We start from the raw sequence: 22,858 nt of genomic DNA on the forward strand, positions 1-22,858 counted from the left end.
GCGAGGCTTTCGCTTAGCCTCTTTGGTTTATATTATTCGGATCTCCCTGCGGTAATCTTGATCTCGAGTGCGATTACCCAAGGAAAACCAAATTTGAATGTGACTTCTAAGTTCTTTATTTCGAGCTTAGAAGTCTTTTTTAGTTTAGCCATTAGGCTTAAACCTCCTTTCTATTTAATTTTGTTTTCCTCCTTTCTTTAGCTTACATATACATAATAATTCTGATTAATCCGAATGTCAATATTTTTTTCTATTTTATTTGAAAAAAATTCAATTTAAGGCGAAAATATATATTAAAGAAAGGATGAATTATTATGGCTAGAGGCGAACTAACACCACAAGAACAAGAATATAAAAAAAGAATATCTTCTAAATTATTAAAACTTCAAAAACAACGTAATTATAAACAGATTGATATTGTACGAGGATCAGGAATACCAGCAAGCACCTTAAACGGCTACTTAAAAGGAATAGCACTTCCTACTGAAAAAAATCTTGAAAAACTCGCTAGCTTTTTCCATGTTGATAAATCTGAAATTGATCCTAGATACAGCGATTCAACCGCTCCAAACGATTCTCATCCCGACATTGACGATACCCTTTACTACAACGGTAAAGAAGTTCCTGATAAGTATAAGAAAATTATCAAAGACTTAATGGATATGGATGATTAACTATGGACGATTTTACATTTGACTACCTATTAAGCTTGGCTAAAGACCTGAAAATTAAGGTCGTTAAACGTTTTACTGATAAATATGGCAATCCTCTTCCTAATGACATGCCCTCCGCTTCCGACGCATATAGAAGAAAAATTATCATCAACATGAACTGGCACGACCCGAGAGAGCTTTCCTTAGTATTAGGCCACGAAATATCCCACGTAATTAATGGTGATACCGGTATATGCTACTATACTTCCTTTTCTAAAATAAAAACTGAATCTGCTGCTAACAAATTAGCCATCAAAATGATTATGGATTACTACTTCGATGAAATGGATCCTGAAACAATTAACATTGATGCTTTTATGGATTATTACGCTATCCCGAGTTATTACTATGATTTTATCAGTAGCAAACTAGAAAATAAATTTACTTATTTTATTGATTAACTCGGACAACAAAAGTTGCACTTCGTAGTCTTGTTTAGCTGATTTTATGTGGGATAGTTCAAGCACTGAAGACGTTAAAAGCTGACAACTAAAATATGAAATAAAAAACAAAAAATCCACTTCTGTTTAGAGCAGAAGTGGATCATGCTAAATAAAAAAAGCGACCTTTGTTAGGTCGTTAAGTAAAATTATTTATGATTTGTAGAATATTATGTCAACAATAAAAACTTTAAAGAAAATTGATAACAGTAATGGTATTGATGAAAATGGTCAACCTGTAATCTATGATCTTTCTGATCCTGAAAATAAGGTGTTAAAAGATCTAAAAAAACGTGGATTGATAGATTATACACCAGTTTATCTTAAAAATAGCATAGGTGCAGCTCAATGTTCCGTAACCAAAGAGGGATTGGAATATATTGAAAAACATAAGGAATCTAGAAAAGACATAATTCTCAAGTTCGTTATTCCATTTTTCACATTTTTATTAGGATTATTGTCAAATTATATAGTTAAATTCTTAATGAAATAATATGTATCCAAATATTAGACCTGCTATTAATCCTAATTCAGCAGAAATGATTTGGAGCATAGTTAAAATAGATTTTATGTTATTGTTCATACTATCACCTCAAGTTATAGTAATTATATCATTTAGTCCAACAACTGATAACTTTAAAAGCTGAAAATGGATTAGGTAAAGTTTACGGTAAACAAAAATTTAAGATCGGTACTTTCCAAACTCCAAAGCAATTTTAAACACAAAAAAATCCCACCCCCGTTGCAGTAGAGGTGGGACCCAAACGAGCTATTGCAGTAGCTCTAAGTATTCCAATATACAATGCTATAACATTGTTAATTCCATTGTAGCAGAGTTATAGCTAGAATAGGAGTTTTTTATGGCCTCAATTAAGAAACGTGGTAAGACTTGGTATGTAAGATTTTCGAAGAGAGAAACTCAATGGGATCCAGAAAAACAAAAGAATGTTTCTGTTCTCAAACAAAAATCAAAAGGTGGTTTTAAAACCAAAGCTGAAGCGCAAGCCTATGGGGTAAAAATGGAAGCAGCTTCTATTGATGGTGTGGATGTAGTTAAGAACCCTGTGTTCGCTGACTATTTTGAACACTGGTATCTTACTTTTAAATTCCCGATTATCAGAAAATCAACACAAAAGAGATATATTACTAATCATCATTATCTTGAAAAATATTTTGGATCAACAAAAATAAAAGATATTTCAAGAGCTAAATATCAAAGCTTCTTAAATTGGCTTGGTAAAAACCATGCCCCTGCTACAGTTCGTAAAACCAATATTATGGTTAAAGCTTGTGCAGGAAATGCAATAGAGGATGGTTTAATCGTTAAGAATTTTACCAATCGCACAACCATCACAGGAAATCAAGATAATGTCAGAACCATAGAATACCTTAATGCAGGAGAAATGGATAAACTGATACAATTATGCTTAACAAGTTTAACTCCTCGTTATACTAGCAAATATTTAGTTCTAGCGGGCTATTTACAGGCGCACGACTTGGAGAACTAACAGCTTTAAAATGGACTGATATTGATTTTAAGAATAAAATTATTGATATTAATAAAACCTGGAATCCTAATTTAAAAATACTAGGACCAACTAAAACCGAAAGTTCAGTTCGAAAGATTAAAGTTAATTCTTTCTTATTAGATAAATTGAAACAATTAAAAATTAATAATTCTGAATTTATTTTTGCTATTCCTAGAACTGGATTACCACCTTCTAGTTCTGCTGCAAATCAATTCTTAAGAAAAGCCATTAAGGAAATTGGACTTAACAAACCTGATTTCCATTTTCACAGTTTAAGGCATACTCATGTTTCATATTTAATTTCTCAAGGAATTGATATAGCTGCTATCAGTAAACGCTTAGGACATGCTAATATAGCAATCACTTTATCAATCTATGCTCACTTACTTGATGAATATAAGGATCAACAAGATGCCAAAATTATTAATTCACTCAATCAAGTTTGTGCAACATTTGTGCAACACGATTAAAATTTGTATGATTTTCTAAAATATCAAATCCCATAAAATCAACACTTCGAGCATTCTAAAACATCATAAAAACCTATATTTTAATTCAACCAAGACTTTGAAGTCTGGTAAAGTTACTCGCGTTTAATAATAAAAAACCTTGTTAAATCAATGATCTAGCAAGGTGTTTTTTTGCCTAAATTTAAGTTAAAAGCCTTCTGTGCAACATTTGTGCAACAGTAAACTATTTTTTTCTTCCTTATATAAAGAGACAAACAAAAAACCACTCCAGGAAATTAATCCCAGAGTGGTTTTTTATATTTACGGTAAATGTATAATGTGAAAATTGTTATGTTTTGACAATTCCGATTCTTTGTTCTTTAGAATGCTACGATAAAGTTTATTTGCAGTAATATCCGCTGCACGTATTAACGTAATTTTTTCAGAATTACAATAAGATACTTCAACATTTTCTAGATTAGGAAAAAGTGGTTCAAAAAATTTTGAGTAATCCCAATTATAAGTTCCATGTTTAAATTCTTGTTCTAAAGCTTCTTGCAATTCATATCTTCCATTAGTAGCAGTAGTATGTTCATCTGCAAATACATGAATACCAGTCACTTCTTGTGGATCAATATTATTATTCTTAATAAGATACTGTAATTTTCTTTTTAAACAAATTTTATAAGCATAATCTAAATATCTTTGCTTTGATTTCTTGTTTTCAAAGATTTTTTCTAATATCCTTTGTTGATGAACTACAACTCCAAATTTTTCTAATTTATTCAACGATCTATATATTTTATTTCTGTCTTTGAAATTTACTGTTGTGGCTTTTAATTCGTAAAAATTATCTTTATGCTCATTCTTCCGTACTATTTTTTCAACATGTTTATATTTTCTAGCCGCAATATCTTTATCCTGTTTTGATAAAAATAAGACACCGCCAAAAACAAATATTTCATTATGAGCTTTATCGAAAACACCTGACTCATCAGAATAAACAAATAATTCCATTAATTACTTACTCTCCAAATAAAAAACCGCCCCATGTAAGGGACGGCCTCGTGGCCGACGATATTACATATCGCTTAAACGTTAATTCGGGTACACGAGTATACAGCTTTTCATACATCTTAACTGCAATTTCATTTAATCAGATATCGTTTTATTTGTCAATATTAGTACTTATCCACAAGATTTTACCCTTCTGCAATAGCTAATGAATCGATTTGACTACAATTCTTCTTTATTTTACATATTTTGCTGGAACCCATTGTTGGTTATTACCGATTTTATAGTATTTTTCGCCTTTAACTACTTTTTGGCCCAAAACTTTCCATCTTGAATTTGTAGGAATGTATTTGCCTGTAAGGTGCCCATTTGAGTCCCTTAGTGCGATCTTCCAATCAGGATCATTATTGATAATTGGTGCATACACAACTTTTGGAATTGTTGCTTTTTGTTTATGCACTTTTGTTTCAGTCTTTTGTACTTGGTCTTTGTGCAAGTCAATCAAACTAATGTTCGCATCAACATTCATTCCAAACCAATTACAAGTAAACTGCCAGATTGCTACACCATCCATTGACGGAAAATAGCCAAAGTTTGGTTTGTCCATTCTACCCATAGTTAGATAACTAGCTACCCAAATACAAGTACCAAACTTTTTAACGATTGCAGAAACATCAACATTATTTCTTAGCAGGCTAGCCCCGCTATATAACATAGGTTTATATCCAGCCTGTTTGATTTCAGTTAGGAAAGCAGCAATTGCTTTAGTATTAGCTGATCTGGATCCCGTGACGACATTACCATCACCAGTTTCCCAGTCCAAAGCTAAATAGCGCTTCTTTGAAATATTCAGGTATTTAGCACGTTGAATAAAAAATCTGGCTTCAGCTTTAGCTCTGGAAACGGAATTTCCAAAGGTAGCAAAGTGATATGCATGAACATAGATATGATTAGCATGTGCTGATCTGATTTGCGCTACAGCTTTAGGATTAATGTAATTCGTTCCTTCAGTAGCTTTGACAAAAACAAATTTAACGCCATGGCTAACATAGGAACTTAGATTAGTAGGCTGATAAACTGCAACATCTATACCGTATTCTCTAGGCATTCTCAGTCACCTTTTCATCTACTACAGTTGGCTTAATAACATCTGAATCTGGCACTACAGTTGCGATCTCAGCATTAGATTTAGGCTCTGGACTTAGTGGCAAATCATTATTTGCTAGTTTCATCGCATTCACACTCTTTTCGATTGCACCATTAATTAATGCAGCATCGACATTCTTAATTCCTAACCAAGATAGACCTTGGCTAACAACTTCAGATGCGTATTGTCTTTTATCTGCTCCGTCCATACCCGTGTACTCTGCTTCATGCACCGCATAAGTAGCAAGCTGACCAATTACATCAATTACTTTACCTGCAGTTGTGGTTTTGTTGATTTTGCTCTTATTCTTAGCATAAATACCCGCCACAATAGTAATCGCATAACTAGCAACGACAATGCCCAAATACAACCAATCTTTAACTGTCATTTTCTTTATCCTTTCCAGTAATTTCTTCTAACTTTTTTGATAGCCTTTTATTTTCTTCATTGAGGCGATCGTTTTCATCCTGAAGATATTCACGATCGCTTTTTTTATCATTTAATTTCCACGTCAACAATCCCAGAACAAAAGGGAATAATACTTGCAGTAGATTTATAAAATCGTGCATGCTTCCCTCCAGTCATTTCTTGCCGTTCTTGGCCACGTTCATAATTACTAACAAAAATATCAATCCATAAGCAATTGGAACATCAAATCTAAAAACACCCGCAAACCACATATGAAAGATTTCAACCAATGTAATCAATGAAATGAATCCTGCTGAACATGAAAGAATCATTCCTGCTAATGCTTTATTTGATGAATCAACAAATGCAAGTACAATAAGCCCAATACCTAGAAAAACTGCAATCGCATCAATCCAGTCTGCATTCATAATTCCAGCATATTGAGGTGGATAAAAGAAATGATGCTCATCACCCCATAAGGTAGACCCAATAAGTACCATTCCTAATCCTATAATTGAATACCAGGAATTCTTGATCAAATTACGAAACATATTCCTCACCTACAATCACTTGGTATTGTTCAGGAGTAACGAAGCCCATTTGAACATATCCTTTAACATTATCCTTTGTAATCCAACCCAATGAATATTCCTGCTTATAAATCGGCGTCATATCTAAGGGAGCAAATTCAAAATGTAGCATTAGTTATTACCTCCTTCTTGAGTTGGTTCAGCTGTAACACTTTCACTTGTATTAGTACTTGAGCCATTAGCAGTAGGTTTCTTAGTTGTTTCTTCGGTTTGTTTTGCATTCAAACTATTTACTGCAACGGTTACTTCTTGGATAGCTTGACCGAATTTAGAAAGTTGACCTGTCAGTTGCCCCATCATCGCATTAGTCGATGCTTGCATTTGCTGTAGTGCATTAATTTTTTGGCTATCTTGTTGCAATGACTCCTGTTGCTTACCTAAAGTATCGATTTTTGTAATCAACGCATTTGTATCATGTTGCAATCTAGCAACCAATTGAGCTTGAGTTTTTGGAGCATTTTCAACCCAACCATTAGTATTGTTATCCCATACAGGATCAACCATATCATCAGCTGGCTTTTCAGCATGCCATCTCCATGGCAAATTATCTAATTTAGCCGTAGTATGAATTGCAATACAGTGTTGAGTGTAATCCGATGATTGTGGGTCACTGTAGTAGTAAGTATAAAGTGAGTTTTCAGCAGTAATTTCTGCTGTAGTATTAGTTGTTTCTTCAGCCATAATTTGGCTCCTTTCTATCAAAAAAACCCACAGCGAAACATCTGTGGGCATGAAAAAAGGCAGCGATTAAGCTACCTCATCTGTTATAATATCTATTGGTGACTAGTGCCTCCCTTGAAAGGAGGTGAACCGTATGCTTCGTGATTTTCTCACTTCGATCGTTGCCCCACTTTTAGTGGAAACAGTCATCAGACTGTTCGATTACTGGTGGAATAATCGTCACAACGATCAAAGCTAGTCGCTGTTTCACCACACGCCAAATCAAAGTTGCTATTTGGTGAAAAAAGAAAAGCATTGTCTGGCAGGACAATGCTTTTTTGTATGCTTCATTATACAACTTTCTCACTCAGTTGCTAAAAACATCATATCATATTTCAGATAAAAGTAAAGAACAGTTGAATAAAGCTACTTAGTGTTATCCAATTAAAAAGAACTAAGTGGGTTAGATTACTAATTACCCCCGATAGCATCGAATACGAGACTAGAATATTCTGCAACTCCTAATCGATAACTATTCCAACTTGGAACAATAACCAGTCCAAATTTAACACCTAACGAATTTACAAACGAAGTAAAATATTTTATTTCATTAGGCTTATATTTTGATTTAGTATAGAAATCATCAATACCTCGCTTTTTGTCGATATTATCAAAAGTGGTATCAATTTGTTGCTGGTTAAAAGAGATAATTGCTACAGTTATATCAGTATTGGTATCTTTTAATTTTTTAGCATTAAAGGTTTCATTAGTGAACTCTAATCCATTATAAAATATTGATTCTACACTCATAACGATCACCCCACTACCCTACAAGCGGAGTCAATCGCTATATATGTAACTTCATCAGAATCTCTAAATAAGAACCATTCGTTTGTAACTTTCGGAAATTTAAGGACATCAACAATGGTATAAGTTTTTGAAGTGCTAATTGGATATCTAGTTGTTGATGGTGCTACCCAAAGCGTTAAGCTTGCACCTGGATAAAATCCATTAGATTCATCTTTATAGCCATCTAGATATCGCATTTGTTTGCCAATTCTAGGGTCTTTTGGCTTTTCTGGATAAAACTTTTGACCAGCAATTGCTAAGCCATTTATCTTTTGACCATTGCTTGCTAATCCCATACAATCGCCTTCTTTCTCAAAAGTGATTGTATGAATAGTTCAGCAATGGTTGATAGGTATCTAAATACCCCCCCGAATACAATATTGTTGTAATCGCAAAAAGCAACAATAGGAAATTTCCAGTCGGCAGCATTATAGCCATCAAGCAATTTATTGTATTCAACTAGGGTACTTATCATTGCAAAAGCAATTTTTCGATCTGGTTGTTTAATCGTAAACAACAAATAAATTTGACGATTAAATTGATTGCTTGGACTAGTTTTAACATTGCTATTAAATCCAATTGTAGGTGCATATTGTAGACTTTTATCTTCAAGATTTTCTTTTAGAAATTGTATCTGATCAGAATTGCCTAAAAATGAAGCATTAGATATTGATTCAATTGATTTACCAGCTTCAGAGAAGTCTAGTTCTCCCCAGTTGCCTTCTGGTTTAAATAATTGTCCAGCAAAAGCTAAACCGTTTATTTTCTTACCATCGATTGCTAAGCCCATTCGATCATCTCCTTTCTAGGAAATGATCTCAATAGCCTAGTGACAAGGTGGGTTAGGAGAGCCTTATAACCCCCCGAATTACTATAGGAATATAGCCTATTTCATTACGTTCAGCCACATAGATCTTAGCATAAACCTTGCATTTTACCTCTTGAATCACACCGCCATTGTTCCAATAATCAGGATAATGGACTTGTGATGATTGAGCATTGCCGTTTTCATCAAGCAAGGTATCGCCATACTTGACGTTAGGTTTAGTGCCAATTAATTCATGAGGGTTCATTCCTAAATCAATGAATTCTTTGCCTTGATATGTAAGAATCATCAGCATTTTCCTTTCTAGCTAGTTTGTACAATACCGACTCCCCCGTTGACTTGTTTACTGAACTCTAAAGCTTTATTAGGGTCATCGGTTATCAAAAAAGGGGTCATATTCTCCGACAATTTATTTACTTGGTTTTGAATATCAGTAATATCGCTCTTCTTAGCATATTGATCAGCACTAAGATTGCCTAAGTTGTTAGCATTGTTAGCAGTACCTGAATAAACCCCGTTATTGTCTATAGTTTCTTTATGAGCACTATCAATACCATTTTGAACATTGGTATAAAACTCAATACCAGCATTATTTGCTAGAATTAATCTTTCTGCATTGTCAGTGATTGAGTTCAGTATTGTTGTAGCCGATTCGCCACCGCCAATAACTGTACCACCACTGCCTAAGGCAATTTGCATTCCACTAGGGTCATTTCCAACCTTAGTCTTTAATATACTGTTGCGACCACCGTAGCCATTATCTGCATCAATATAAAAACCAGAATTAGCCCTGATGTTACTTTTTAGCGAATTAATAGAATTATTTACATCATTTGTGGTTGCAATTCCAGTAACTGCACCAGTTTGACCATTCACACTTGTAACACCAACGTCAATTGATACATTACCGATTTTGCCGTTAACAGATTGAACTTTAATATCATTTAAAGTTGCTATTCCAGTTATTGATCCTTTTTGACCATTTACACTGGTTACACCTAAATCTAGATTTACATCACCAGTTTGACCATTGAAGCTCGTAACACCAGTAGGCACATCGACATTACCGCTTGAATCTGGAGCATTGCCGTTAACAGTCTTAACTTTACCGCCTTGTTCAATCTTTTGATCGGTCTCGGCTTTAGTGTAATGGTCAATTGAAATATTGCCATTGCTATCTGGCTGTTTGCCATCTACTGTTTTAACCTTACCAGCGCTTGCTACTAAGCTATCTACTTCGGATTTGCTATAAGTGTTTGCAGTCAATGCAAATTTAGTGAAATCAACGCTAGCAAAATCTTTTTGTGCTTGATCAACTGAAGCTTGTAAAGTTTTAAGTCGGGTATCTAATTCGCCCTCTTTTGATTCATTACTATTAAGTTTATCACTCAATGCTTTAATCTGTGCGGTAAAGTCTGCTACCTGTTTTGACTTCCACGCATCATAATCTGATTGCATTGAGTTGATCTTATCAGTGAAATTTTGATTTGCTGTAGCTATTGCTGAATCACGTTGCTTAACAATTTCTGCTATAGCATCATTTTTAGCTTGTTCTACTTCAGCTAGTTTATTAGCAGAATCATCAGCTACACGTTTTAATTCAGCGTCATTAGCAGTCCTATTATCAGCTAATTGCTTTTCAAGTTTAGCAATTTCAGCATCATAACCTGCCTGATTGTCTTTTAGCTGTTGGTCAGCTTTGGCTTGTATTGCATTAGCTTGTGTTTCCGCTTTTTGATTGATAGCTGAGATAGTGCTATTTGCATTCTCATTTATCTGTTGAGTTTGTGCTTGTGCATCAGCTTTAATCTTAGCAATTTGGCTATCAGCGGTATCTTGGATTTGTTTAGTTTGTGTTTGCCATTGCGCTTGTAAATCAATAAGTTTTTGATTATTAACATTGAAAGTTTGCTTCAGGTTGGCTATTAAATCATTACCTGATTTTTCAAGCTGTGCAATCTTTGCTTGAGCATCTTGGATTTCATTTGCAATATTAGATTTTCCAGAACTAATTGCGGTTGCTACATCTGATTTAAATTGCTCAATAATTGCATTAACGCTTTGTTCAGATTTTTGAATTACGCCGTTGTAATGATCCTCTAAAGCGCCTAATGTTGATACATAGTTATCATTGGCTGGGTTGTAAATTGCGTCCTTTATAACATCAAAATAGAAGTCCCTAGTAGTATCTATAACTTCAGTGCCATCTTTGATTTCAAACCATGCAACGCCTGAATCGCTATAAACTTGTGAGTGAAGTTTATATTCAAACTTACCAGCTTTAGCGTCGGTTATTGTAAAAGCATCATAACTATCATCAACTACTATTTTGTTTCCTACTTTGTTTTCTGAAAACACTAATGTTTTACCAGTTAAATCATAACTACTCCCATTCTGATTAAGCAATTCAACTTTCAGAATTAAGCCCTTTTCTGATTGCCTGAGTTTTCTTCGATCATCATTAATTACTCGATACGACTTATTTGTACTAAGAGTAATCGTAGCTAAACTCATTTATTTCACCTCTTTTCTATGACTTGATTACTAGTGGCATATTCGATGCCAATTCATTTATCACTAAATGCAAATTATTATCTGCTTGCAATCTATTTGAAGCATCAATCGAAAATTCGCTAGGTGTCCATATGGCAATACCGTCAGTAAAGTCAAAGAATAAAAAATTTGGATCATTGGATACCATTGGTGTCATATGGTTATAATCAGCAGGAAATACAAAAGGCCTTGATACAAAGAATTGATCTTTATAAAACATCTCAAAATTGATCGTTTTGCCATTAAGATAGTCTTTTTGAAATTGAGTATATGGCACTTTCACGTAATATACATTACCTGTATAACCTATTGATAAAGAATTTCCATTAAATATGTAACTTCGTAAAGTAGGAACACCTAGACTATATGTATTATTCCCGATTACTACTTGATTTTTTGAATTATCAAACTTTACCTTACTGAATGTATCTCCAGCTAAAGCTAGTCCTTGTACTTCTTTACCATCTTTAACAATTCCCATATATTTCCTCAATCCTTTCTAGTTAATTTGACTACCAGTAGTAAATTGATGAGGTATCTGCCTTTGACTTGTTATAAGCATCATCTTCAGAGCTAGCTTGCTTAAATGAAGTACCACCTGGATTTTGTTCTAACTTAGTTACTCGATTGATTAAATCAGTAACCTTAGCAGTTTGATCGCTTGGAGCATTTAAAACATTGCTATAGTCAATCTTTCCTGTATATAAACCAGTTTGAGTAATGCTTGCTACATTTTGACCAGTACTATTTCTGATATAGATAACTGGTGTATCATCATCCCCCAACTGGATAACAAAGTTTAGATTGTCTCTGCTTGTTTCCTCAGCAAATAGCTTTACCCAGTCGTTTTCACCATAGAACTCAATACCACCAACTTTGTAAGGAAATGAAGTTGAATCTTCATGACCTAAGTTAGCCGTTTCATCCCATTTGATGATTGCTTGATCAGTCAATTTACCACCAGCTAGCGGTAAATACTTATTTAAATCACTAGTTTTTGCTAAGCCGTCGGTACTTGGAATTGGTACTTGAACATTGCCATTGCCATCAGGTTGATTGCCGTTAACGGTTTTAACCTTACCAGCATTAGCAACTAGATCATCTACCCGAGATTTATTGTAGTAGTTATCTAAATCACTAGGCTTAACAAATTGCGTAAAGTCATAGCCTTCAAGATCTTTCATCAATTTTTCAACCTTGGCAGTTGCATCAGCTGTTTCTTTAGTAATTTCATCGGCTTTAGATTGACTTTGCGATAATGCATCCCTAATTGGTTGAATTTGGCTATTGAAGCTGTCTAACTGTTGTTGTTTCCATGCATCATAATCTTTTTGCAAATTAGCCCTATCATCTGCTACTTGCCCATTCCAACCATCTTTTAGTTTAGCAAATTCGTTACTGTAATCAGTGAGGCCTTGGCTAAAACTTGCAAGTTGATCTTTCATATTTTGAACCGATTTAGCAAATTCATCAGATGCCATCTGACCGATCTTATCAACCTGACCTTTAACATCATCACTATATCCAGAAATCATACTTGCAACTCTACTTGCTTCGGCCTTCAAGCGGTTTAACTCAGCTTCCATGCTAGAAGCATAATTATCATTTGGAAGATATATTACTGGTGCAGGTATTACCTTAAAGTAGAAATCCTTAGTTGTATCTACAATTTCAGATCCTTTTTGCAAAGAAAAATACGCTGTACCATCAGCAGCATAAACTTGCCTTTGCAGCGTATATTCAAAGCGACCATTTTTAGGATCAGTCTTTATGATTTTTCCATTGTAGTCATTACTAGGGTCACCAGTATCAATTACGATCTTATCGCCTTTTTTAATTTCATTAAATGCAATTGAAATATCTGTCAAATCATATGGTGCATTATTTTCATCAACAATGGTTACTGGTAAAACTATTCCTTTTTCTGATTGTCTAATTATTCTCGTTCTATCATCAACAACTTGAGTTGATTTATCTGTTGTCAGTATCAGTTCCTGTAGTTTCACTGTCACCACCTCTTGCTTTTAACTGTGTTTCAAGCTCAGAAATTTTACTCTTTAATTGATCATTTTCATTGTTCAAGCTTTGTAATTGCTCACCTTGAGTCGCAATTAATAATGCTTGATTAGCAATAATGCCACTAAGATTATTAGCTACAATTTGTTCTTTATTCAAAATAATCACCTTCTTAATAAATATCCCACTTGTCATGGCTACCCTTCCAGTGGTTCATAACCCAATGTGACGGCGTTGCATTTGTACTACTGTACATTATCATCATTCCTCTAGGAATATCTAAGGCATCAAGAATATCATTTTTTGTAATACCGCTTTTGGTTGTTACATATTGATTTACATTACTTGAAGTCAAAATTGTAGATCCGCGCCACATTAAATCATAATCAAGTAAGCCCGGCCCCAATTTATGACCATTAAAAAGGATTCCATGTGGATGTAATTCTAAAGAGGCATAATTACTGCTATCATCATATACATCACCAATGCCTAAACCACCAAAGTTACCATTATCCCAAATCTTATACGATCCTGATGATATCTTAGTCGAATAATTAGCTGAAGATAATCCAATACCATTGATAGTTTTATCTACAGGAAGATAGGCTGTACCGCCATTAAATTTTCCACCACTGATACCTAATGACTGAGTCCCATGATAAGTTCCACCAATCATTACATTAATTCCACCTTGAGAAAATTGAAATGCACCAGTAATAGTGGCTGAATCTATAACAGCAGCAGAAATATAGCCACCATACATGGCATCCGCATAAACTGTTCCATCAGAACCAATAGCAGATTTTACAATACTACCTGAACTATCATAATAGCCTAAACCTTCACTATTAAACATCATATATCCACCGCTATTGGATTTTGCTGTTAACGCAGTTGGATTAGCCCATCCACCTACTGCATGAATTATGCTACTTCCTCCACTATTAATAAGACTAGCTAAATTACTATTAGCTTGATCTAGCTTAGCTAACTGACCCATGATAGAAGTTGAACTTGTAGGATCGCCTTTATTGCCAATTATTGGAGTCCACTCAGCAATTTGCTTACCATGAGCTGTTGTTAAATCTTTAACAGCTCCAAGATCTTCCATCAGCTTCTTTTCTGCTACTTGACGATCGCTGCCTTCTTTTTTTAAAAGATCGCGATATCTACCAATTAAAGATTCTGTATTGGTAATTCTTGCATTTGTAGTTACATTAGCAGAATTAGCATTGTCATTAGCTGCTTGAAGCAATAAATGCTCATAGCTTACAGGAATATCACCAACAGTAATTGAAGTGTATTCATGTGCCAATGCATCCCAAGTAACAGAGTTAACCTCTGCAGTCTCTTGTACACCTAACTCTGCAAAATCAACTCCAACTATGTCATACAAACCTAGCAGAGTGGATGGTCCTAAAATACCATGAAGCTGTTGATAGTCGATCGTTAGACTGACCGGTATTTTTCCAAATCTATTCTGTGTCATGTAGGCTTGAGCTAATTGATTTAATTGAGCAATATCATCAGGACTAGCAACATATGTACCATCTGCTTGCAATCCGCCTTTATCCATTGGATCATGTTGGAAATAGCTTGATAAATCTACATTCTGAACATGATCAATTTCATTATCCCAACTTGCTTCACTTCTAAGATATGCTGAAACAGTAACCTCATTTACATGAAATTCAGAATCAGTATCATCGGCTTCATTTTCTGCATCACTAGGTTCTAAATCCGCATCCCCAGAAGTTGATAGGTATTTAGAATCGACCCAACCAGATTTACCAGCATAAGTAACGTAATAGCTTGTTCCACCATCGCCTCTTTTTGCGATGTTTCCAGTTCCAGAGACTAATTCCAGCTGTGCACCATCAGGAATTGCCCAATTGATTGCACTTGTTAAGGCTGGATCGCTATACATTTCAAACTTTCCATTTTCTTTAGCTTCATTACTAATGATTTTTGAAGGTGATTCTGGCTTTTTACTGCCCTTTTTGTTGTAGTCGATATCACTTGACTTAACCCAAACTCCATTAGAAACTTCGTAATAAGTATGGCCATTTTGGGTTACAGTATGTGTTACATTATGCCAACCCTTTTTAACGGTCGCTTTCGAAACTTTAGCAGTGTATTGGCTAGATTTTCTTGAACCATTTTTATTAGTCAGCTTACTTGTAGAAGTTCCAGTTTTAGCTTTGGATTTCGTTTTACCAGAAGCTTTTTTAACATTTCCCTTCTTGTCAATGTAGTATTTTTGGGCATTGTCATCAACATATCCGGTCCCCTTAACTGGGACACTAGCATAACCTGCACCATCCCAGTTTGTATTAAGATGTGGTCCATAAATCCATGAATGCTCTTGACCACTAATTTTGTACCAAATATCAGATCCATTGTAGGCTTTCATTGAAACCTTTACTTTGTCACCATAATTTAGCTTACGACCAGTTTTATATTTATTAGGTCCATCAAATGGTGACCACCAAATGTTGATAGAAGGCTTGTAGGACACATAAACATACATTCCACCAGGAATTGTATATTTAAGACCGTCTCCTGTCGTGCTAGTAACATCCGCAGTAAAGTGTCCTTCGCTACTAGATACTAGATAGTTTCCAGACTTATCAAAATTGATCAAAGATGAGTCAACCCAACCATCCATTGGTGAACTAATATGATACCAGGTATTACCATTAGCAGTATCTGCTTCAAAGTCAATTCCATTTGAAGTTACCTTCATTCCTGGACTAATTGGATTTGTCGTATCTACAACCACTTTGGCCCCAGCAGAAAGCGAGCCAATAACCGTATGATCTGGTGTTGGAGCATTATAAATGCTAACAGTTCCACCAGCCATATAAGTTGCTGATCCATTAGAACTAAAGTTTGTAGAAATGTTCGACCAATCAACGTTTGAAGCTGTAGTTTTAGGTGGTTCAGGAGTATATTTGGCATAAAAATATCCAGCGGTATAAACATCAGAAATGTTTTTATCCTGCTGGATTGTTTTTAGGTTTCGACCATATTTAATAGCAATATTAGTTCTTCTACCTGCATTTTTATATAAACCAAACCGATAATTATCAAAAGTCCATTCTCCATCAAACAATGCAGCCATTGATTGCGTTGGAGTATCTCCTATTTGATCTTGTGCAATAAGCAAATCGCCAATAGTTCCACTGGACATTTGCATATCAATATTTGATGCATCTTGTACATCGGTTGAAAGTGTTAAATCTGGCATTGCATATGCGGAATTAGCAAATATCTCATTCCATACATCAACAGCATTAGCAGAAGCCATTGAAATATCTTTGGTAATCGTATTAAATGCAACATCCCCAGCTATATGGATAGCATCAACTACAATATTATCTTGCGTTTTTGATATGCTGGAAATTCTAAATTTCTGATGCAAGCTATCAGGTCCGCAATCCGTCATAATGATCATACCTTGTTGAAGCTTATCTGCATTAATTCCATCTTTACGATATACCATTTGCATGGTAGGGAATGTATTCCTTGTTCTTACTACTTGAACCGATAAGGCATCTGCTAATGAACCCAATCCATTTGTATCTGGATCATCAGTAGCATATCGATAAAGTATTGGATGTCTAAGATAATTAATCATGCTTTTCGTCTCCAATTTGGTCTGTATTCAAACTTCTTAATATTTGAAGGCAATACATTAGTATCTGTATCTCCATCTGATACAGCATCAACGCCATTATCAGTAATTAAAGATACTGTATTCATTCCATGAACAAAGTAAGGTGCATCATTATTGTCCCAAATAACCTTATCATTCAAAGGAACTGTTCCATCGGCATTTTGATATGCAACAGCATTTTCACCATTAACAAATACTTCAGAGTCGATATCTTTAAAGGAATAGCTTTTATCATTAACTATTAGAGTGAAATTTCCATTCCCCACAATGTGCCAATCTGGCCATGCAATTGTATTTTCTACGTTTTGAGGATGTTTAGGTACTTTTTGCCAATCAATCCCATTGATGGCAAATGCATATGGATGCACTGTAAATTGCATCTGCATTTTAAATTGACCCACGTTTTCTGGATCAGATGTAAATGTTGGTGCTCCTGATAATGCAGCTTCATAGTAATATGTTGGCCAGAAACTAAATTTTAAAGGGCTGTAGTCATCAGTAATCAGCCATTCCATAATAGCCGATTGCCATTCAAACATATTTTCAAATTGCTTTGGACGCCATCCATCGGCATCTACTGTCAATGTTCCATTATTTAAGCTACCATCATAATCTAAAACTTCACCTGATTTTCCAGGAACCTTAGTGTTAGTAAAAACTGGTGCTCCATGTGATGGTGCTAAAGGAAAATTTATCCATAAACCGAATTCTTCACTCGACTTATTATTAAAAATCATTGTTCCGCGGGAATCCCCGCTCATAATAATCATCCCCTCTATGCTAAGTTAAATTTAGCTTTATTGAAATTCTTTTTGTTCAATATTTTGTTGTACTTGGATAACTGTTGAGCCATAGTTCTTCCGTCAAGCTTAACATCTGTCTGGATTAATTGTGGTTGTGCTAACAACATACTTACCAGACTTAGCAATTGATCGAATTTAGCACTTAAGTTCTTAAATTCTTGAGTGTAGTCCGGCTCTTTGCCTATTTCTAAGGTAGGATCATCAGCTTTAAATCGTTTTAAAGTTTTATCAAGCAATTGATAAGCTCTACCACGCTTGGTAATATCCCAAGGAATTATCGCTTCAGAATCTCTCCCTTCACCAACCCAAGCCAATTGAGCACTAGAAACAATACCACCATTAGCAAATCTTCTATGACCTTGAGGCCCAGAATGCAACCAATCCATCTTAGTACGTCCCCAAATGGTAGTCATTCCTATTGCATTTCTCCAATCTGAATTATTGAAGAAAGCCAATAGTTGGTCATAAGGATTCCAAATATTCTTATGTCCAGGCATTGCATAATTCGCAAATGTTCCTGGAACATATTGCAAAATCCCCCTAGCTTCATTACCACCAGAGTTAACATCATGAATCTGTTGCATTATTGAACGATTTCCAGATTCGTTAACAATAACTTGCATCAAGCGTTTGGCATAACCGGGTGGCAAATTAACATGCATCTTTTTGGCTGCAGCTTCTATCATTCCCATAGTTGCTGCATGTCCAGACATGTTTCCAAATCCGAACTCATCAGCAATCTTATTAATTGTTTTCCAAAAACCTTTGCCTACTTGATCTTTAATCTTCTTCTGAAGCTTGTTATCAGCTTTAACTTTTGGATCAGACTCTTTATGCTTTAATCCGGGTACTCTAGCAAATAAAGGCTTACCTTCACTACTGAATGAACTGATCGTACTCATACCAATTCCATCACGTTCATTCATTGCTGAATAAATCTTATTTCCGCCAGCATATACACCAACGTGGGTGCCACCACCAGGACCAAAGAAAACTAAATCGCCAGGCTTTGCTTCTGCTTCAGATATCTTCTTAGATTGAGCATATTGACTACCCGAAAAGTGAGGGTAATCAATCCCCATTTTCTTAAGGGCATATTTTACTAATCCAGAACAGTCAAATACATTAGGGCCTTCAGCACCCCAGACATATTTATGTCCTTCACCATATTTTTCTACAGCCTTTAACAAACCTGTGGCATCTTCATCAGAGGTAGAATCATCAATCTTCTCTTGAACCATATCCCACAATTGTTTCCACCATGTAGAAACTTGTTTATCGGCTTTATCGTATACACCCTTAACAATTTGGTTAATTCCGCCTTTACCTGAAGACTTAAAATTAAACATTTTATGTAGGGATTTTGTCGGTTTGGATATATAATTTTCTGCTTCCTTATAAAGCTTTTTAAGATACCCTGTTCCAGTAGCAAAATGAGTTAATCCTAATGCTTTAGTTTCAGTAGCATTAAAGATTTCATCCCCTGGCATCAATAGAGTAGGGACATTTCTGCCTTTAAACAATCCTATTTGACCAGTAGAAGGACGATAAATAGCTTCTTGATTGCCAGTTTCAGGAGAATCATTGCCATCATTTACAACAGCCATTGTTGGCTTAGTAATAGCACGTCTGGTATTGCTAAAGAATCCAGTACCTGTTGCATACTTAACCATTCCTGCTGTACTAATGGTTGTCTTTTTACCTCCAAATTCAGAAATAACCTTATTAACTTGATTAATTCCTGAATTAAGAACTTTAATAACTCGATTAATAGCTTTGCCAGTAATTTGAACAAGGCTACTTAACATCTTGTTAAAAATTTTGATGGTAGTAGTGCTCAAAGAAGTAAAATCTTTTTTCATTGAGCCTACTAAGGCCTTTGTTAGTGAGATAGTTTTCTTTTGATAAGATTTAAACTTCTTATCGTTTGTATCCCAAGTATGGTCCCAATCCTTTGTTAGAGTTTTCTCCAATGATTTGGATTCTGTCTTTAGCTTCTTAGTTAAAGCAGCATAATCTTTAGCTCCACCAGAAGTCGTTTTAATTGCCTTGGATAAGGATTTAAATTTTGAAGTTAATGAACTCAGGTTCTTATTAGCATCTTTTACTCCAGTAACTGAAACTTTTATCTTTTTAGATGGCTTAACTTTTTTAAGCTTGTCGTTTATTCCATTAAGAGATTTTGTCCCAGAAACAGAAAATTTGATTTTTGAACCGTGTGTTCCCTTTACTTTAGAGATTAATTTTTCTAGACTTTCAATGGATTTAGAACCAGTAACGCTTGCTTCTACTTTGCTATAGCTTGTTGTAGAACCAGAGTTTGAACTCTTTTCACTAGAATTTCTTCTAGTTCTACTCGTTTTTCTTCTAGAAGCTTTGGTAGCAGCAACCAATTTTTTATTAAAAGCTTCTACTTCTGACTTTTTAACAGTAATAAACTGTCCTGTTAATTTACCAGAAGCACTAAAGAAGCCTTTATCAATAGTTACCCAACCTTTTTTATGAGTTATTGGTTGATCAGTAGGATTATTTGGATCTTGTTTAGGCTTTCTAGTATCATTCTTTTTCTTAGCTTCTTTATGAATTTTGTCAGTCGTTGCAACCAATTTTTTAAGATTGACGGTTAAATCTTTATCATCAAGCTTATTATCAATTGTAATAGTCTTCTTTTCAAAATTCTTATTAGCTAAATCGATGGTTCCATTTGCATGGCGTACAGCTCTGCCAAACATTCTAGCCATGTCAGAAGCTTTGATTACTTCTTCGCCCGGCATTAACAATCTAAGGACATTTCTACCTTTGACTATTTCAATAGAGCCATCTTTATGAATGATTCCTTCTCTATTATTAGTTGCAGGAGAATCATTGCCATCATTCAGCATGGCTAGCTCTGGATACTTCCCTTGCCAATTTGTTCCTGCAGCATGACCGGTTACCCGTTTCCACAATTTAGCAGGAGCATTGATAATAGCATTAAAGCCATCTTTTATTGGTTTGATTAAGTCATTAAACCATTTGGTTATTCCATCCCAAGCACCTTTGAAAGTCTTAACCATGTTATGGCCCAACTTACCAATCCATGATGTTAATCCGTTCCAGCCTCTTTGAATGCCTTTGCCAATATTTCCGAACCATTTACCGATTCCATCCCAAGCTTTCTTCCAGAACTTAACCATATTTTTTCCAAGATTGGAAATCCACTTGGTCATACCTTTCCAAGCATTTTTCAATCCTTTAAATATGCTATCCGCCCATTTACGGAACTTAGGATTATTTTTATAAAGTAAAGCAGGAATCCCAATAATCGGACTAATAAAAGTTAAAACTAATTCTTTTGCATTACTCTTAACCCATTTGATTGCAGATTTAATGCCTTTACTGAAACTTTTTACTACATTCGAACCCCATTTTATGGCTTTACTAATAGCATCATGAGTTGACCAGCCTAAGTTTTCAAGACTCCAGAACTTTTTAGGTGGTTTTTTCGACTTCCACCCTTTTTGGAATGAGAGAACAGCCTTGCCACCCCATTTACCAACAGTTTCACCAATTTTAGTTCCAATTGCAGCACCTAAAGGGCCACCAAACCAAAGACCAATGCCACCGCCGATTGCAGAGCCAATACCTTTACCAATACCTTCATACTTACCTTTTTTGGTTTTAGCTTTTAGCCCTTGATAAATATCAACACCAGCTGTTGCAGCTACACCAATACCAGCTAATCCAGTACCAACTTTTCCAGCTGTGGATAACTTGTTAAAACCACCTGCACTATGAGCAGATTGTAATAGCCCTGTAAGTTTTCCTGCTCCCTGACCTTTACCAAATAATCCTTTACCAAAGTCCAATGATTTAGTAAAAGCAGAACTAATCTTTTTACCAGCTGATTTTGCTAAAGATGCACCCTTAGTACCAATGGATTTAATTCTGGTTAGCAATCCACTACCTAGAGATTTAATTCTGGTTAGCAATCCACTACCTAGAGATTTAATTCTGGTTAGCAATCCACTACCTAGAGATTTAAACTTTATGTTTTTTAGTTTACGGAATGTATTACCGATCCCAGTTAAACCGCGTTCTAAATTAGATACATCGCTAACTGCCTTTACACCTTTAATTGCATCTTTTAATTTAGCTAGTACGCCAATAACTTTTATTCCTTTTAAAAGGCCCCATGCAATTAAAAGGCTCTTAACAGTGGTTACAACTTTTTTTCTATTTTTTATTAGGAAATCAATAAAACTTCCTAACTTATCAGCTATATGAGCTATTACATTTCCAAAATCTTTTTGAAATTTTTGACCATCTTTAGAAAGCAAAAATTTTTCAAGTGCTTTAGATACTTTACTAATTGTGGGAAGAAGTGCTGTTCCTAAAGACATTTGCACTGAAGCTACTGCTTGCTTAAATTGTGCTTGAGCTTGTTTAGCTGTTTCTCCATTTTTCTTGGCTAATTGTTGAACATAGGTACCATTCTTACCAGCTTTTTCTACTTCACCAGTTAAACTTCTTAGTTCTTTATAATTAGCCGCTAAAATTGCACCTGCCTGTGATCCTGTTGTTCCAAATAAGGACTTAAAAATCACACCTTTATCAACAGAATCTAGATTCTTAGTATGCTTATTAATAACTTCAAAAATAGTAGATAGATCTCTCAACTGACCATTAGAATCTACTAAATCTGATTTTTTAATTTGTAGCTTGTCCAGGATATTGCCCTTGCTACCCATCTTTCCAATCTCTGACTGAAGCGATTGAATAACTTTTCTTAATCCTGTACCAGCTTTATCAGCTTCTCAATTTGTTAACGTACAAGCTCTTTATCTCATACTTCAATATGTTTCCATATTGTTCAGACTATCTTTTAATCCTAATAGGATTACTTGCCTTCGTGGAAATTTTCGCATGAAAAAAGACATGCTTTCACATGTCTTCGTTTTTAGCTTACTTTTTCTAGTCGTTACACCTTCTTAGCGTTTCCACTAAGCTTGGCTCGGGATTAGCGTATTATAAAAAATTTATAATAGCAATAAAAATATAAATAATTGCTAAAACCAAGCTACCAATTACGAGGGTTGACACAATTTGCACAAAAAAATGATCAAAAATAAAAAATGCTATGGCATATAATACAATAAATCCTAGTATAACTAGCCAAAAATCTTTAACAAAATTAATGATC

At 34.9% G+C, this 22,858-nt stretch carries 24 protein-coding genes; 6 read left to right on the forward strand and 18 right to left on the reverse strand.

From position 1 onward, the window contains the following. Positions 1–314: 314 nt before the first annotated feature. The 5 genes from BN52_RS04330 to BN52_RS10395 all read left to right on the forward strand — a co-directional run bounded on the left by BN52_RS04330 (position 315) and on the right by BN52_RS10395 (position 3,152). Positions 315–674 carry a helix-turn-helix domain-containing protein gene (locus BN52_RS04330; protein WP_008473042.1) on the forward strand — a complete coding sequence of 120 codons (360 nt, stop codon included), beginning with the start codon at positions 315–317 and terminating at the stop codon, positions 672–674. Between the two features lie 2 nt (positions 675–676). Then, positions 677–1,114 carry an ImmA/IrrE family metallo-endopeptidase gene (locus tag BN52_RS04335; protein ID WP_008473043.1) on the forward strand — a complete coding sequence of 146 codons (438 nt, stop codon included), beginning with the start codon at positions 677–679 and terminating at the stop codon, positions 1,112–1,114. Positions 1,115–1,325: 211 nt separating this feature from the next. Then, entirely contained in the window at positions 1,326–1,646 is a 321-nt protein-coding gene (locus BN52_RS04340) for a hypothetical protein (protein ID WP_008473044.1), read from the forward strand. Positions 1,647–2,013: 367 nt separating this feature from the next. Then, a complete protein-coding gene (locus BN52_RS10390) occupies positions 2,014–2,661 on the forward strand; it encodes a tyrosine-type recombinase/integrase (RefSeq protein ID WP_008473046.1) in 648 nt (215 codons plus the stop codon). Positions 2,662–2,681: 20 nt separating this feature from the next. Then, on the forward strand, positions 2,682–3,152 hold the full coding sequence (locus tag BN52_RS10395) for a site-specific integrase (RefSeq protein WP_236698456.1): 471 nt from the start codon (positions 2,682–2,684) through the stop codon (positions 3,150–3,152). Positions 3,153–3,452: 300 nt separating this feature from the next. On the opposite strand, the gene BN52_RS04350 is transcribed toward BN52_RS10395, so the two are convergent. The 7 genes from BN52_RS04350 to BN52_RS09615 form a co-directional block, all read right to left on the reverse strand. Then, a complete protein-coding gene (locus tag BN52_RS04350) occupies positions 3,453–4,148 on the reverse strand; it encodes a DUF3800 domain-containing protein (protein ID WP_008473048.1) in 696 nt (231 codons plus the stop codon). Between the two features lie 232 nt (positions 4,149–4,380). Continuing rightward, a complete protein-coding gene (locus tag BN52_RS04355; RefSeq protein WP_008473049.1) occupies positions 4,381–5,253 on the reverse strand; it encodes a GH25 family lysozyme in 873 nt (290 codons plus the stop codon). Further along, positions 5,246–5,680, reverse strand: a complete 435-nt coding sequence (locus BN52_RS04360; protein ID WP_008473050.1) for a phage holin — start codon at positions 5,678–5,680, stop codon at positions 5,246–5,248. Before BN52_RS04360 ends, BN52_RS04355 begins: the two co-directional genes overlap by 8 nt. After that, the gene (locus tag BN52_RS04365) at positions 5,670–5,861 is read right to left on the reverse strand and encodes a hypothetical protein (RefSeq protein WP_040473379.1); all 192 of its coding nucleotides are present in this window, start codon (positions 5,859–5,861) and stop codon (positions 5,670–5,672) included. Before BN52_RS04365 ends, BN52_RS04360 begins: the two co-directional genes overlap by 11 nt. Positions 5,862–5,873: 12 nt before the next feature. After that, positions 5,874–6,251 (reverse strand): hypothetical protein, encoded by a 378-nt coding sequence (locus tag BN52_RS04370; RefSeq protein WP_008473053.1) that lies wholly within the window; start codon positions 6,249–6,251, stop codon positions 5,874–5,876. Then, on the reverse strand, positions 6,241–6,402 hold the full coding sequence (locus BN52_RS09800) for an XkdX family protein (protein WP_008473054.1): 162 nt from the start codon (positions 6,400–6,402) through the stop codon (positions 6,241–6,243). The genes BN52_RS04370 and BN52_RS09800 overlap by 11 nt, the downstream gene beginning before the upstream one ends. Then, the gene (locus BN52_RS09615; RefSeq protein WP_008473055.1) at positions 6,402–6,971 is read right to left on the reverse strand and encodes a hypothetical protein; all 570 of its coding nucleotides are present in this window, start codon (positions 6,969–6,971) and stop codon (positions 6,402–6,404) included. Before BN52_RS09615 ends, BN52_RS09800 begins: the two co-directional genes overlap by 1 nt. A 133-nt stretch (positions 6,972–7,104) precedes the next feature. Between BN52_RS09615 and BN52_RS10085 the strand changes: the two genes are divergently transcribed. Next, positions 7,105–7,209, forward strand: a complete 105-nt coding sequence (locus tag BN52_RS10085; protein WP_008473056.1) for a type I toxin-antitoxin system Fst family toxin — start codon at positions 7,105–7,107, stop codon at positions 7,207–7,209. Between the two features lie 212 nt (positions 7,210–7,421). Here the strand turns inward: BN52_RS10085 and BN52_RS04380 are convergent, their stop codons facing one another. Genes BN52_RS04380 through BN52_RS09625 form a run of 11 tightly spaced genes read right to left on the reverse strand, consistent with a single transcriptional unit; the run spans position 7,422 to position 22,406 of the window. Next, a complete protein-coding gene (locus BN52_RS04380) occupies positions 7,422–7,760 on the reverse strand; it encodes a hypothetical protein (protein WP_040473380.1) in 339 nt (112 codons plus the stop codon). Positions 7,761–7,765: 5 nt separating this feature from the next. Beyond that, positions 7,766–8,095, reverse strand: coding sequence for a hypothetical protein (locus BN52_RS04385; protein ID WP_008473058.1), 330 nt, complete (start codon positions 8,093–8,095; stop codon positions 7,766–7,768). Continuing rightward, positions 8,086–8,589 carry a hypothetical protein gene (locus BN52_RS04390; RefSeq protein WP_008473060.1) on the reverse strand — a complete coding sequence of 168 codons (504 nt, stop codon included), beginning with the start codon at positions 8,587–8,589 and terminating at the stop codon, positions 8,086–8,088. Before BN52_RS04390 ends, BN52_RS04385 begins: the two co-directional genes overlap by 10 nt. 52 nt (positions 8,590–8,641) lie before the next feature. Then, positions 8,642–8,914 (reverse strand): hypothetical protein, encoded by a 273-nt coding sequence (locus BN52_RS04395; RefSeq protein ID WP_040473381.1) that lies wholly within the window; start codon positions 8,912–8,914, stop codon positions 8,642–8,644. Positions 8,915–8,928: 14 nt separating this feature from the next. Next, on the reverse strand, positions 8,929–11,139 hold the full coding sequence (locus BN52_RS09620) for a BppU family phage baseplate upper protein (protein ID WP_008473062.1): 2,211 nt from the start codon (positions 11,137–11,139) through the stop codon (positions 8,929–8,931). Positions 11,140–11,155: 16 nt separating this feature from the next. Further along, entirely contained in the window at positions 11,156–11,659 is a 504-nt protein-coding gene (locus tag BN52_RS04405) for a hypothetical protein (protein ID WP_008473063.1), read from the reverse strand. Between the two features lie 31 nt (positions 11,660–11,690). Continuing rightward, positions 11,691–13,184, reverse strand: coding sequence for a BppU family phage baseplate upper protein (locus tag BN52_RS04410; protein ID WP_040473382.1), 1,494 nt, complete (start codon positions 13,182–13,184; stop codon positions 11,691–11,693). Further along, complete coding sequence (locus BN52_RS04415; protein ID WP_156640948.1) at positions 13,150–13,353, reverse strand: hypothetical protein; 204 nt, start codon at positions 13,351–13,353, stop codon at positions 13,150–13,152. The genes BN52_RS04410 and BN52_RS04415 overlap by 35 nt, the downstream gene beginning before the upstream one ends. Before the next feature lie 13 nt (positions 13,354–13,366). Then, positions 13,367–16,834, reverse strand: coding sequence for a phage tail spike protein (locus tag BN52_RS04420; RefSeq protein ID WP_008473066.1), 3,468 nt, complete (start codon positions 16,832–16,834; stop codon positions 13,367–13,369). Beyond that, complete coding sequence (locus BN52_RS04425) at positions 16,831–17,634, reverse strand: hypothetical protein (protein ID WP_040473384.1); 804 nt, start codon at positions 17,632–17,634, stop codon at positions 16,831–16,833. Before BN52_RS04425 ends, BN52_RS04420 begins: the two co-directional genes overlap by 4 nt. A gap of 14 nt (positions 17,635–17,648) precedes the next feature. Beyond that, the gene (locus BN52_RS09625) at positions 17,649–22,406 is read right to left on the reverse strand and encodes an NlpC/P60 family protein (protein ID WP_008473068.1); all 4,758 of its coding nucleotides are present in this window, start codon (positions 22,404–22,406) and stop codon (positions 17,649–17,651) included. Positions 22,407–22,858 lie beyond the last annotated feature (452 nt).

The sequence above is a fragment of the Lactobacillus gigeriorum DSM 23908 = CRBIP 24.85 genome, assembly GCF_000296855.1.
In the GTDB taxonomy this organism is placed as follows: domain Bacteria; phylum Bacillota; class Bacilli; order Lactobacillales; family Lactobacillaceae; genus Lactobacillus; species Lactobacillus gigeriorum.